This window comes from Paenibacillus sp. FSL K6-2859 (genome assembly GCF_038008265.1).
GTDB lineage: Bacteria > Bacillota > Bacilli > Paenibacillales > Paenibacillaceae > Paenibacillus_AQ > Paenibacillus_AQ nitricinens.
Genome location: NZ_JBBOYU010000004.1, coordinates 1 through 12496, shown reverse-complemented (window position 1 = coordinate 12496; position 12496 = coordinate 1). Strand labels below are relative to the sequence as shown.

General features: G+C 41.4%; 22 protein-coding genes. All 22 read left to right on the top strand.

The annotated features are described in order from the left end of the window. Nucleotides 1-431 precede the first annotated feature (431 nt). Nucleotides 432-689 (top strand): hypothetical protein, encoded by a 258-nt coding sequence (locus tag MHB64_RS33805; protein WP_341136541.1) that lies wholly within the window; start codon nt 432-434, stop codon nt 687-689. Nucleotides 690-967: 278 nt separating this feature from the next. Continuing rightward, the gene (locus MHB64_RS33800; protein ID WP_341136540.1) at nt 968-1129 is read left to right on the top strand and encodes a PTS ascorbate transporter subunit IIC; all 162 of its coding nucleotides are present in this window, start codon (nt 968-970) and stop codon (nt 1127-1129) included. Continuing rightward, entirely contained in the window at nt 1129-1347 is a 219-nt protein-coding gene (locus MHB64_RS33795) for a hypothetical protein (protein ID WP_341136539.1), read from the top strand. Before MHB64_RS33800 ends, MHB64_RS33795 begins: the two co-directional genes overlap by 1 nt. Before the next feature lie 60 nt (nt 1348-1407). Then, the gene (locus tag MHB64_RS33790; RefSeq protein WP_341136538.1) at nt 1408-1611 is read left to right on the top strand and encodes a hypothetical protein; all 204 of its coding nucleotides are present in this window, start codon (nt 1408-1410) and stop codon (nt 1609-1611) included. Between the two features lie 63 nt (nt 1612-1674). Next, nucleotides 1675-3180, top strand: coding sequence for a hypothetical protein (locus MHB64_RS33785; protein WP_341136537.1), 1506 nt, complete (start codon nt 1675-1677; stop codon nt 3178-3180). A gap of 36 nt (nt 3181-3216) precedes the next feature. Further along, complete coding sequence (locus MHB64_RS33780) at nt 3217-4629, top strand: hypothetical protein (RefSeq protein ID WP_341136536.1); 1413 nt, start codon at nt 3217-3219, stop codon at nt 4627-4629. Further along, nucleotides 4626-4790 carry a hypothetical protein gene (locus MHB64_RS33775; RefSeq protein WP_340921663.1) on the top strand — a complete coding sequence of 55 codons (165 nt, stop codon included), beginning with the start codon at nt 4626-4628 and terminating at the stop codon, nt 4788-4790. The genes MHB64_RS33780 and MHB64_RS33775 overlap by 4 nt, the downstream gene beginning before the upstream one ends. 35 nt (nt 4791-4825) lie before the next feature. Continuing rightward, nucleotides 4826-5239, top strand: a complete 414-nt coding sequence (locus tag MHB64_RS33770; RefSeq protein WP_341136535.1) for a hypothetical protein — start codon at nt 4826-4828, stop codon at nt 5237-5239. Nucleotides 5240-5242: 3 nt separating this feature from the next. Continuing rightward, nucleotides 5243-5533, top strand: a complete 291-nt coding sequence (locus MHB64_RS33765; protein WP_341136534.1) for a hypothetical protein — start codon at nt 5243-5245, stop codon at nt 5531-5533. A gap of 45 nt (nt 5534-5578) precedes the next feature. Further along, a complete protein-coding gene (locus tag MHB64_RS33760; RefSeq protein ID WP_341043351.1) occupies nt 5579-5719 on the top strand; it encodes a hypothetical protein in 141 nt (46 codons plus the stop codon). Continuing rightward, on the top strand, nt 5703-6086 hold the full coding sequence (locus tag MHB64_RS33755; RefSeq protein ID WP_341136533.1) for a hypothetical protein: 384 nt from the start codon (nt 5703-5705) through the stop codon (nt 6084-6086). Before MHB64_RS33760 ends, MHB64_RS33755 begins: the two co-directional genes overlap by 17 nt. 3 nt (nt 6087-6089) lie before the next feature. Further along, entirely contained in the window at nt 6090-6449 is a 360-nt protein-coding gene (locus MHB64_RS33750; RefSeq protein WP_341136532.1) for a hypothetical protein, read from the top strand. Further along, nucleotides 6450-7139, top strand: coding sequence for an ATP-binding protein (locus MHB64_RS33745; protein ID WP_340921680.1), 690 nt, complete (start codon nt 6450-6452; stop codon nt 7137-7139). It begins immediately after the preceding gene. After that, nucleotides 7084-7416 (top strand): hypothetical protein, encoded by a 333-nt coding sequence (locus MHB64_RS33740; protein WP_340921684.1) that lies wholly within the window; start codon nt 7084-7086, stop codon nt 7414-7416. The genes MHB64_RS33745 and MHB64_RS33740 overlap by 56 nt, the downstream gene beginning before the upstream one ends. A gap of 12 nt (nt 7417-7428) precedes the next feature. Further along, entirely contained in the window at nt 7429-7710 is a 282-nt protein-coding gene (locus MHB64_RS33735) for a hypothetical protein (protein ID WP_341136531.1), read from the top strand. A gap of 139 nt (nt 7711-7849) precedes the next feature. Then, the gene (locus MHB64_RS33730; protein ID WP_341136530.1) at nt 7850-8056 is read left to right on the top strand and encodes a transcriptional regulator; all 207 of its coding nucleotides are present in this window, start codon (nt 7850-7852) and stop codon (nt 8054-8056) included. 5 nt (nt 8057-8061) lie between these two features. Continuing rightward, a complete protein-coding gene (locus MHB64_RS33725; protein WP_341136529.1) occupies nt 8062-8235 on the top strand; it encodes a hypothetical protein in 174 nt (57 codons plus the stop codon). A gap of 191 nt (nt 8236-8426) precedes the next feature. Next, nucleotides 8427-8669, top strand: coding sequence for a hypothetical protein (locus tag MHB64_RS33720; RefSeq protein WP_341136528.1), 243 nt, complete (start codon nt 8427-8429; stop codon nt 8667-8669). Between the two features lie 609 nt (nt 8670-9278). Continuing rightward, nucleotides 9279-9506, top strand: coding sequence for a hypothetical protein (locus MHB64_RS33715; RefSeq protein ID WP_341136527.1), 228 nt, complete (start codon nt 9279-9281; stop codon nt 9504-9506). 373 nt (nt 9507-9879) lie between these two features. Continuing rightward, nucleotides 9880-11187, top strand: coding sequence for a replication initiation protein (locus MHB64_RS33710; RefSeq protein ID WP_341136526.1), 1308 nt, complete (start codon nt 9880-9882; stop codon nt 11185-11187). A 108-nt stretch (nt 11188-11295) separates the two neighbouring features. Then, the gene (locus tag MHB64_RS33705) at nt 11296-11553 is read left to right on the top strand and encodes a hypothetical protein (protein WP_341136525.1); all 258 of its coding nucleotides are present in this window, start codon (nt 11296-11298) and stop codon (nt 11551-11553) included. 116 nt (nt 11554-11669) lie between these two features. After that, entirely contained in the window at nt 11670-12233 is a 564-nt protein-coding gene (locus MHB64_RS33700; protein ID WP_341136524.1) for a MerR family transcriptional regulator, read from the top strand. The last annotated feature ends 263 nt before the right edge of the window (nt 12234-12496 follow it).

Genomic DNA, 12496 nt, shown 5'->3' with positions numbered 1-12496 from the left:
GATTGTAAATGAAAAATATCTAAAAGAGTAATAGACAAATTTTCCTTTTTTTTTTATAATTACATAGCAACGAACTTTCTATATAGAAAATATGTTCGTGTTTAAGATGTTTAATCTTGTTATGAATTAACAGTATAAAACATTGCACGGTGACATATATGGCAAATAGTGTTATCCTCATAGCGAGGATAACATGAAAAGCCCCGACTGATGCTGGTAACATCGGTCGGGGCATCGGGTCAGAGCGCTTGCACCGCTCATTCCCCTAACACATCGTAATAGTTTTCAGGCGGCGTTGCAATAGTCTACGAGTCCTGTTAACTATTTCCAAAATGTGTAATGTCGCATATTATTTGCGATATTTGGGGTAAGGGTGTAGCCAAATGGCTGCACCCTTTTTATTTTGTTATCCGATTTAGCAGGAGGGGCTTATGACAGTGACCAGTGCAGTATATCAGCAGGATATCGGTTCCACTACATACATGACCTCGGCTGAGCAGATGGACAGTATTACAGCGTATGTGTTGCAAGATGAAGCTAGACACATGGATATAACGTTGCTTAATGGAGATAAGCTGACCTTTGTTAGTACGATGACGGTTGGTGACGCTATTGTTGCAGCATCCATGTTTTTGTTACTAGCTTTTCTGGTTTTAAAATGGCTGCTAGAAACTGTATGGAGGCGGTAGTGATGTATACCCTATATAGCCTTAATCCTCAGATGTCTGCTGCCTTAATTGGTTTTGCAATTACGGTTCCGGTGTTGGTATCACTGTTTGGGCGTAGCCTAATTAGGGTGGTGATGGCATCAAGACCCTAATCGGAGCGACTTTGATTTGGTTGCTTGGCAACCCGGATTTACTCTTGTTGCTTTGTAGTTTCACCTTTGGAATCGGCTTGCTTTATGCTCTGATATCTGGATATCGCTGTGCAGAGGATCAGCGAGAGGAAAGAAGGTGGATAACCTATGAACATGAGTGATATTTGGGACTGGAATTTTTATTGGCAAATGTTTCGGAATTTTACGGCTACAGTATCACCGTTTGTTATGATACCAGTCGCTATACTCAGTGTCGGACTATTGGTGATTATGATCGTCAGCATCGTTAGACATGCGAGATCAAGCTAATGAATGATCCTACAATTAATTTTCCAAAGAGTTATTGGACAGACGCTAATTTAAGTAGGCTTTGGTATTTCATCAAATATGCACTTAGCTACAATCAAAAGCTTGTACTGATTATTGTAGCGATTTTTACTGCTGGTATGGTTGCGGTAGTGGTGATCGACATATTTGCCAAAGCAAGGGAAACGAACAAGCATGACGATGATGATTTTGATTTTTAAAAGGTGAGCAAGGGGTAACCCACTCTATAAATTCAAAAAAAATATTAGGAGGCATAAATTATGGCGGCAGGAGCATCAATTGATTTATCGGGAGTTAAACTTCCATTTACGGTGGGGGACGGACTTAATGCAGGTACACAGGTTATGGGGATTTTCGGGGATTGGACATTGCTAGGTGTTGGATTTGCGCTTGCGATTCTGATTATTGGTGTAATCTTCTGGGTTGTAAAGAAATCCAAATCAGCAGCAAACACAAAATCCTAATTGACGGATCATAAATAGCCCAGACACTACGTCTGGGCTATTTTTAAAGAAAGGACGGTTTACATGCGGTTAAAGTGGTGCTGTCTTTTTCTAATTTTAGGAGTGGCATTGTATCCAAGTGTTGTAGCTGCTGCTGATTTAAATAACTATTACTACGCTCACGCTAATACACCGGGTAATTACGTACTTAAAGATAAGTACAATAACACTGTACTTAAGGGTGACTATAACCAAAACGATGGACATGTAATGCAAATATCTTTCCGCAATTGGCATGCTAGCGGTAGTAATAAGGTTGTGATTGATCTTCCGGATGGATCACAGAAAACCGTCACAAATGGGGAGACAGTAACCTTTCCGACTAATCCTAAGCAAGTGGTTTTGACTCTTGTAAAGACGGATTATACGGAAAGCTATGTTGAGATATCTACTCTTAACGTCCACGATCAATCTAATGGAGGGGTTAACTTAACGTATACATTTACAGGTAGCCCTCCTACATCTTATGGGGATTTAGGAACAGGGAAACCAACCTCAGCACCTACAGCAACCCCAAACCCAACTGCAGCAGCTACACCAAAACCGACTGTAACGCCGACACCTACACCGGGTATAACTCCAGTTAACATACAAGCTAGGGTTGATCCTACAGGCAAAAAGCTTATATGGAATACGCCACCAACAAATACGGATCATATTGAAGTATGGCGTGATGGTAAGCAGATAGCTACTCTATCAAAAGCTCAATTGGAGATAGATTTACCTGAGAATTTCAGTGGGGTTTGGGAGGTTAGGGCTGTATCAACAGCTGGAAATATAATTGGTAAAACGGAATTGATCCTTAATGGAAATGTTGGTGGTGAGCCTACACCAACTCCGATAGCAACGGATCCTCCAGATACGGGTACAGATCCCGGAACTGAAATACCTTGTAGTGATGCTTGTCAAACGATTAAAGATCAATTGGAATGCCCTGAATGGGATGAGTATATGGGGGCATGGTCTGATATGATTCGAAATTCATTACCGCCACCGCCAGATTGGGATATGGTCGCGGATAAGATCGGATCAGCAACCATTAGACACTTAGAAAATTATTTAGGCAGCGTTCCTTCGCCGCCGTCAAAAGGAGAAATTGAAAATGAGACGATTGCGAGTCTTCCAACCCTTGATAAGAGCGTGGAAACGGACAACCTTATACCGCAAGTACCATCAGATTACAACAACGGTAAAATTGATTTCGACCTCAATAAAGATGCTCCGACAATTCAAGTAAAGGATGAATCAGATCCCTTTGTTATAGAAGATCCACTAAAGGATATGCAGTACGATGATCCGGGGGTTAAGGTAATTCCGGGCGATCCGAGAAATAGCTCAGAGGGGATTAAGCAGCCAGATAAAGTTGATACTGGCAATCCTGCCCCAACACCGGGAAAAATTATATTTGAACTTCCGAGACCGAGCGCGCCACCACCGACGCAGGAGCCACCGCCTATGCCAGCGGCTACAACGGGGCCGCCACCAACTCCGGGGCAAATTATATTTGAATTGCCGAGATATAGCCCATAAATTTTAACAGATACAGATAGTTAGGAGTGAGGTGAATTGAAAAAGGTATTTATAATCATCGTATTAGTTTTTAGCTTTTTACCTGTATCGAACACGTTTGCAGATACTCCAAATAAAGAAAATTGGTACGACCTTGGTACAGGCTATGTTGGGACGCGATATAAAACGAACGGAACGACTGGCAAAATTATTGATGTTTATGCTGTCTATAGTTCAACTGGAAAATTATTATATACAAGTTACGGAAACTCCATCTCGACTGTATATAATTACACTCCTGCTATTTCAGATGCTAGATATATTTATATAAGTTATGCGAGTAACGTTAGTGTAACGTCAGTGGTTTTATACCCATCACTTACAACAGAGGGGGGGTCTTTAACTGCTTCAAATCCAATGAAGTCTAAACCAACAATAATAGATAGTGATCCACCCCCAATTCCAACACCAACACCGACACCAACACCAACACCGACACGTCCACCATATGGTTTACTGCGAGGTAAAACACTTATTTTAAGTAATGACGTGGGTACGGGGAACAGAACTATAACAGAAGCAACGGACGGTGATTTAAATAGTAGTAACAGTAGTATAGGGGGGAGCAATAATACATTATGGTATAAGTTTTCAAGTCCGGTATCACTACATGGGTATGCGTCTAAAGTAGGAACTAGTTTAATGTTGAGGTTATACGACATTGATAAAAAAATACTGAAGTCTATATCTCTGCCAGAAAGCACTGGATCAAATGTGTTTTATGGAGATTTCGAAGATATCGACAATGTGAGTTATGTAGCTGTGTATAACACTGCTACGGCGTACAGAACAATTTATGAAATTGATGTTTTCGGCAGCTATATAACGCCAGCGACACCAACACCAGTTCCGACACCAACGCCAACAGCAACACCAACGCCAACAGCAACACCAACGCCAACAGCAACGCCGACACCAACGGCATCACCTATACCAACACCGATACCAAAGCCACCGGACAAGCCAACGCTATCAGTAACATCGACTGAAAAGCGAATTATTGCGGATTGGACAAATGTTGGAGCTGATAAGTATTTACTCTATCGTGATGGGGTTAAATATGCTGACCTGTCAGGCAAAGAAACAAAGTATGTCGATAACGATGCTAAAGAGGATACAGATTATAGCTACAAGGTTAAGGCGGTTAATGGTGCTGGAGAGTCTGAATCCAATACCGTTGTTATTAAGCTTAATAAAAGCGTGTCGGATTGGACGGGGATTAAAGTACCGATTAGTGCTGTAGGGGCAGTAAAGGTAGGAATTGATCTTATAAGGATTTATAGGGATTGGGTACTAATCGGCATTGCCTTTGCTCTTGCAGTAATCATTATGACGGTACTATATTACAACGTTAAGAAAGGCAAGCAGATTGCAACAGTAGCGCAGGTAGGAAGGAGAAAAATGAAATGAATGAATATTTTACCGTTGGCGGGCTTCTAGAAGTAGCGATGAAAAATGTATTGATTTTGTCTCCGGCTCTGCTGCTTATCTGTGGTGTAATGCTAGCTGACAATATGCAAGCTATGCTATTTAAGATCCTGCGGTATGCACGGCGTACCATGCGGATATGATCGGTCAGGTTTTGAGGGCTGGATGGGACTTTGCCATGAGATTGACTCAGCGAGTGTTTATTTTTTTATCATCACTGCTAGGTCATTTGTTCCAGACCCTTTTTTCGTTTCTTAAGATTTTGCTTCGACCGTTATTTATCGTCATTGCCTTATTGCTTTACTTTGTCTATAAAATCGCTGAGCTAGCGGTTACGCTTATAAGCTTATTTTTAGCAATTGGTAAGCTGCTGCTAGCCTTTATCAAGGGGATTTTTGTTACACTGGCTGGCTTTACATACACACCAACGACACCTCACCACGGGCAATGGACATCTATATTTATCAACGTGGCTGGAGGATTTGAAAAATTCCAACTGGATAAGATCGCCTATATTTTGCAGTTTGGAATCTGGTTTGGTACAGCCTTTGCCGTTGTCAGGATCATCAGTAGTATCAGATCGGGGGAGTAAGCTGTGTATGATTACTTTTTACCGCCAGCACTCCGTAATTTTATAGATTCAATTTTTGCTCCACCGCTGGAGTTTCTGCGGCTAGCGAAGACTTATCTTAACCAGACAAGCCTTGTTGCTGGACATGGGATCAGTCTTAATAAGTATTTAGGTTTTTTTGATTACTTGCCGTCATCGATGCAAAACGTGATGAACTCTTTGTTAGCATCGATCGTTTTGCTAGCAATCTTACAGCTGGTTAAGGCAATTATACGGATGTACTTTGCTTTTAAAGATGGAGCTAAGTGGTGGTAATTCCGACTATGGCCACTTGGATTTAAACAGGAGGGATATGTAAGCATGGATGCAGTATTTAGTTATTTTGTATCTATCGGTGCTGGACTAACTACAGGGGTTGTAGTCGTACTGTTACCGTCAGCATGGCTTTATAGCAAGATCAAACGAGGTAAGGGAGGTAAGGCAGATGCTAGGAGCAAATAAGGAGCCGTATGAGCCGCAAGATACACTTGTAATCTTTAAAGATGATGGTACAGCTGATGTGGCTGCCGTGATAGAGATCAATGACGATAGGTTATATGCAGAGTCGGCTATGACCTCTTATTCTGTGCCGATGGGCGATTTTAGCTCTTACACTGGTCGCAAGGGAAGAATCTTTTTGACAGGAGCTACGGTTGAAGCATCATCCGACTATCAGCGGATTGCAGCGCTAGAGCGCAGCACGGTACTACGTCAAATCACCCATTACCAGGGCGATCCTCCGATAGCAGCAGCTGGTATGAGCTTGTTAAAAAAGATGCTGATAGGCGTAGGAATTGTAGCCTTGCTTATCTTTTTAAAGGCGGTGTAGCGTATGAGCGTAGCGCCTAATAATGCGGATAAAATACAGTCAGTTATCAACGATGATCTGTTTCCAACGGTCACGCATGTAAGTGATGTTAAACAGGTCTTGGAGTTCATGAAGGACGTTGCTGCACCACTCAGCGAGGAACAAGTAAGGGCAATTCTGCTGCTGGAGAGTTTGGGCAGTAATAAGCGGCTGCATGGAGACAAAAATCCATATGCAGGTATTATTAAATCCATTACAGGCGAGTTTAAACGGGCTGTGGGGCGTACAGAGACGTACTTGCAGACCATTGAAGAGTTAATACCAAAGCCACCGAAACCAATCATTATGGCACCGGATGGACGACCAATAAGGGGGCGTAGATAGATGCCACACAATATAGGAGTTGTAGGTCCATTAGGATCAGGGAAGACGACTACAGCTAGCATGATGGCGTGGCTATATAAAACTGAGATCGAAAAACGTGGTGGTAGTATCAAACTGTTCGCGAATTACGACCTTACAGGCGCTGAATGGATGCGTAAGGCTGAGGATTGGTTTAAAGTGGCTGATGCTCATGGCAGCATTTGTGTGTGGGACGAGTCCCACCGTTCATTCGATAGCAGAAAGGCACTTAAATTTGAAAATACGCTTGCTACTGATCTCCTGACGTTTGTCCGTAAAATGGCGAGTATACAGATTTTTGCTACACCGTCCATTAACCGGCTAGATACTCGTATACGTGAAATGTTAGAGATTTTAATCCAAGTGCGTCCAATGGGAAACAAGGGCATTCATCTGGATTACTACGATTATTTGGCAGATGGTGGGGGCAAAATGGGCAAGTTTCTGCATTCGCGTTTTCTGCCTGCAAGTAAGGTTAAGCAGATTCATAAATTACATTTATTTGATACACACTCATTTGTCGGTGGTTTTCCTTTGCCAAAGACTGAAAGAGCAGCCGAAAAATTTTGGACTAAGCTAGAGCAAACACATGATGACGCTATGAGGAGGATAAGAGATGACAATAATTCCCGAAAACGCATTGAAGTCGGATCCCCAGCAGTTGCTTTATAACTTTCCCGGTATACATCCAATTAAATATACCAAGCTATCCTCAGAGTATCACCACTGGAGAGCGGTAGCAGCAGCAGAAAAAACAGCAAGGATCTTTGGACGGTTATTGGTTCCCTGCACAATGATACACTGGGAACGTAAGCTTAAATTTGAAGATAGACGTATCCAAATTGGAAAAAATGCCTATTTTGCTCTGTCTCGGGAAGAAATGACGAGCATTGAATTTAAAAAATATAGCGCGGCTGCCTATGAAGATAAGGAAAAAATTATGGCATAAGGAGGGGTTAGTATGAGTCTAATGAACAGTAAGAAGCTTGCTGAACATGCAAGAAGATTAGAATCTGTGCAGAATCTACTATCTGATATGGCAGGCTTCAAGAAGAAAATCACAGCGTTTTTTGCGGATGGGATGATAGATAACGCAGCATGCCAGCAAGCAAGAATTGGAGCGAATCATATTGAAGAAGGACTAAGGTCTTTTGCACTTTCCGAGGAAAAAGCCTATGAGCGAGCTGGTGGTGATTTTGGAAAACGAATTGTATCCTCTGGTGGAATGCTTCGGGGAAAATAGGAATATCTGATAAATCCAACTTTGAATGAGTTGGGTTTATTTTTGTGTAGCAGTATTAAAATTATTTGAAAAGTGTTGCATTATTCAAATAACTGCAGTATACTGAAAACAGAAACATAATTCAATAGGAGTTGATTTCGTGCCTAAGCCTACAGGATGGAGAAAGTATAGCGATAATTATGGCGGTGCGCGTGAGGGGGCTGGACGTCCGAAAATGGGAGTGTCTAAGCCTTTAAGAATAAATCTTCCAGAAGAAGCATGGGAAAAGATTGATTCTTTGATCCAGCAGGGCGAGTATGATAATTATTCTGAGTATTTTCGCAAGTTGTATGAGATGAAGGGATGATAATAATGTCTGACAATTCTATTAAATATGCTGATGAACAAATGATTGATATTAAGGAATTAGGGAAATATTTGCCAGATGATTACAAAGATTCGTTCATGAACATCATCCGGCTTTCGCTGATCGAAGCATACCGCAAGGGATGGAATGATTCCGAAAAGTTTTTCGATGGGAAATAGTAGACGCATATAGCGCAGGAAGGAGGACTAGTGATCAAATGGAAGAATCTATTAATAATTTGAAATCGCTAACTGTAGCTCTTAATTTTATGTCTGCTGTACTTATAGTGGCATGTATTGGGATGATCTTGTTTATCGGATTTTGGGTTTATAAATCGAAAAAAAACACCTGAACAGTTCGAAGAGAGAGGATGATCAAAGTGAGTTATTTCAAGCCAGAAAGACCAGGGATTATTTATGTGTGTGAATCATCGAATTGCCAGGACGACGTTTTTTTTAACGATCATAAACAGCCACATATGTTTTTTGAAATTGATGCAGATACTGATTCATCATTGCCAGCTTGTCCTGTTTGTGGGTCACAGGACAATATATACGAGCATGCAAGAGGTGTGCTTAGAACTACAGAAGTGCTGAATGAGGATGAAGGTTAATTCGCAGTCCGAAGAGAAAACGTAAAATACATAAAAAGGGTTAAATAGTACTATAATGCGAAAAAAGTACGAACAAAAATTCTTTTTAGAATATAATTTCGACAAATTTTAGGATATTACGTAAATTGATCTAGTAAACATTAGTAGACTCATGGTAATATTTTCTTTAGATAAATAAAAAAAGAGCCACGTTTCACGGCGACCTTAAGAGCTACCAACTCTTCTAAGGCTGCTTAACTGATACCCAAGATCAGAGAAACAGGCGCGCTAAACACATGGCTTTGCCCTCATTGTACCGTAATTTTATCATGCGATCAATAGGAATGAAGCAATGCGCTTAAGCCCTCCTGTATCCCTTTTCGGGTATATAGGAGGGCTTTTTGCGTAGAAAGGCTTAAAACGCCAAACAGGAGCCGTCAAGGGCGCGTTAGCGGCGAAGCGAACCCTTTACGAGCGGTTCATAGTGCCAACCCTAACAGCCGTTCCCGAACCTTGCGTTCGGGAACCTGCCACCCGGCGAGGGGGCGCCGCAGGCTAAAGGATTCTTAAGGCGTTAGCCTTAAGCTGCCAGCGGCATATTTTTTCTTAATTTAATAGGAGAGTGAAACTATGAAAAATTTACTTTGTGGGTCATGTGCTATAAAAGCAGCACTTGAACTAAAGGATCGAATTGAATTAGCTAATTCTCGAAAATTAGGCGTGGAATATCATTGTCTAGGCTGTGGAAAAGTTCATTCTTGGACGTTCCCGCAGGTTGAAGAAGAAGCAGCAGCCATTGAGGAAACGGACGTAATTGAAGAAAAACAAGAGAAATTTGTTCAAGAAACACTATTCTGAAATATTCATATAGTGATTAATTCATGAAAGGTTGAGGAACATGTATGAACAATTAGCTTTCAAACTTTTAAATTATCTTGTAATCTTTGCTGCTCTTCTTTTTTTATTTGGAATTATTTTAATAGTTTTGGGGGGGTGAAGGTGCGAACGCTCAAACTGGTGCAAGACCCCAATGCTTATAATATGGGGTCACGGTAGGGCTTCCCAATACCCTCCAACCCTGTACTGCTCTAAGGTTTAAGGCTTCCACCACACGTGCGGTGGAGAAAATGGGAGTAAATCATGCGTATGAGTCAGAAAATAAAGGGTTTTACCTTTAAAATCGACTGCGCTTTGTGTTGCTAAAACTTTTTTTGAAGGAAGGAGGTTTAAAATGCCGGAATTATATACTAAACCGAATGGAACGTTTCGCGGAAAGAAGAGATTTCAGCCTGATCCATCTCATTTTTTGTTCAATGTTGATACTCTTTGGTATACATACGATGCAGATAATTATGATGAAGTAATGCAGGAAGGGCTTTTACAACGGTTGATTGACGGTAAGAACGTTTCAGAGGATGGTGAGGGAACGGATTATATACAATTGCTGCTGGGCCGATATGAATACCCTGTGACTTTCAGCATTGAATCACATGGACAAAAGCCGATTTATGCTTTTCAGATTCGGAATCAAGATATGGCGATTTACTTCGCACGGCGGCGGCGGAATGATGGGACGTTTCCGGTAAAAGTTCAGATCAACCAATTTAAGCTATGGGATATGGGGGTACAGGATGCCTTTTTGGAGTCGTTGGAAGTTTTGACTGCGCTTGGTTTTCAGTATGAAGCTGCGAAGCCTAATAGGATTGATTTATGTGTTCATTCAGACCAATTTAAATGGACTCTGGACGATTTGAAAGCTTTGGATTACCCAAGGAACATAGAGGACGATAACAAGCCCAATTTCGTCAAGCTAGACCCCTGTACGGGCGAATTCGAAACAGTATATTACGGTGATCGGACACGGTTGCAATTGCGTATGTATAACAAATCTATTGAGATTACGAAAAAGAAGAAGGACTATTTCCGCGAGATTTACGAGAAAAACGGCATGGATGCTGAAAAGGTATGGAATATTGAATTTGAAATACATAGGGATTACATGAAGGGGTTCGCTTGTGAAGAAACGGGTGAAACGGGCATATTTGATACTATGGATTTTTTATTGCGTTTAGACGGTCTGTCGCTTCTCTGGACGCATTTAATGGAGAAGTTTAACCACCCGTCAGCATTTTGGAAACAAGTCCGCAAAGGTGATCCTAATAGGTTTGTGGAGTGCAAAAACTTTATATTCAGATTGAAAGATATTGATACGACGAAGGAACGAGAAGTGACTCAAATTAGAGGTCGATTACAGAAGCTTATACTTAATGAGGAATTGCCTGAAGATGCGGATTACATGGTTGAAGCGATGAAGGTATTTGTGAACATGTTTCACGACTATGAATCTGAAAAAGAGAAGGATTTTACCGAAGATGTGCTTAAGAAGCGTAAGGAATATATGGATGTACAGATGCTTAAGCGAACGATGGCTGAGAAGGCACGGACAAGCAATAAGCTGGAGTTGCTTACAGAGTTGCTGCATAAAAAGACGTTGCATAATGCTGATAAGGTGCTATTAAAAGAAAAAGACGCTCAATGATCGTGGGGATCACAGAGCGCCAAAACAATGTAGATAAATTATATCAGGTCAGACAAAATAGATCAAAATGAAAATAAGACGCATATAGCGCAGGAAGGAGATTAACGGATGTCTTGTTTTAACTGTATTGTTGGTGATTTGGTTCAGGTTAATGTTGTAGGCGAAGTAGATGAATATAAGTGCAATCTGTGTGGATTTACTATCAAAAATGAATGTGGAAACTGCGAAAGGGTTTTAGCTCCTGGAGAAGGGAAATTGGTTGAAGGAATTGACCGATTACCTGTTATGTTGTGCCGGGATTGTGCTCCTAGTGATGAAGAAGATGAAGACTTGGAGACGGATTGGGATGTAACTATCCATGAATGAACAGTACGAAGATACTAGAAATTGAAGATGTGGAAATTGTGCGATAATATAAAGATAGACAAGCCCCGTAGCGGTTTTGCTTCGGGGTTTTAATAGCTACGGAGGTGTTACGTGAAATGCTAGGAACCAAGGAAATAAGCGAGATTCTAGGGGTTAAAGCCGTTACAGTTCGGAAGTATGCAGGAGAGCTTGAGAAAGCAGGGTATAGCGTTAGTAAAAGCGATAGTGGACATCGAGAGTATTCGGAAGATGACGCTACGGCGTTTAGACACATGAAAGCGCTATGTGAGCAGAGCGGAATGACGGTAGAACTAGCCGCAAAGGTAGTAGCAGCAAAGCATTTTAAAGCGCACGAATCTGTAGCGCCTATGGTTGTTTCAGCAGATAATCAGATTCCAGAGCGATATGAGGAACGATACAATGAACTTATTGAGGTTATGCAGCAGCTAGGGGAGCAAAACCAACAGCAGGCGGCAGAATTGGAACGGGTACATAAGCGGATGGACGAGCAGAACGCTAATATATCAGTTATTTTGAGGGAGGTTCTGGAGACTAGGCGCTTAGTAGCTGCAACGTCTGCGCGGAAATGGTGGAAGTTTTGGGACAAGGAGATTCACGACGAACCCGATCCGAAAGCCGTTTGGAACAAAAAGCAGAATCCAGAAAACTACTTAAAATAGACGTGGGGCGTGGGGAATAATAGAGATATTATCTCTATACTACGCTGCACGGTGCTATGGAAAGCGACCTTTTGCGGGTTGCTTTTTTTGTTGTATGCTAAAGAGAAAAATAAAAGGAGGACACAGATGAAGGAATGGGGTTCTAATTTGGGAAGAAAAAGGATTGATCCGGAAGAAGTTGTAAAAACAATTTGTATAAATGTAAAACAAAGAGTGCTTACAGAGATTGAAAAAGAGGGCGTTCCTAAACATATTATTGAGCG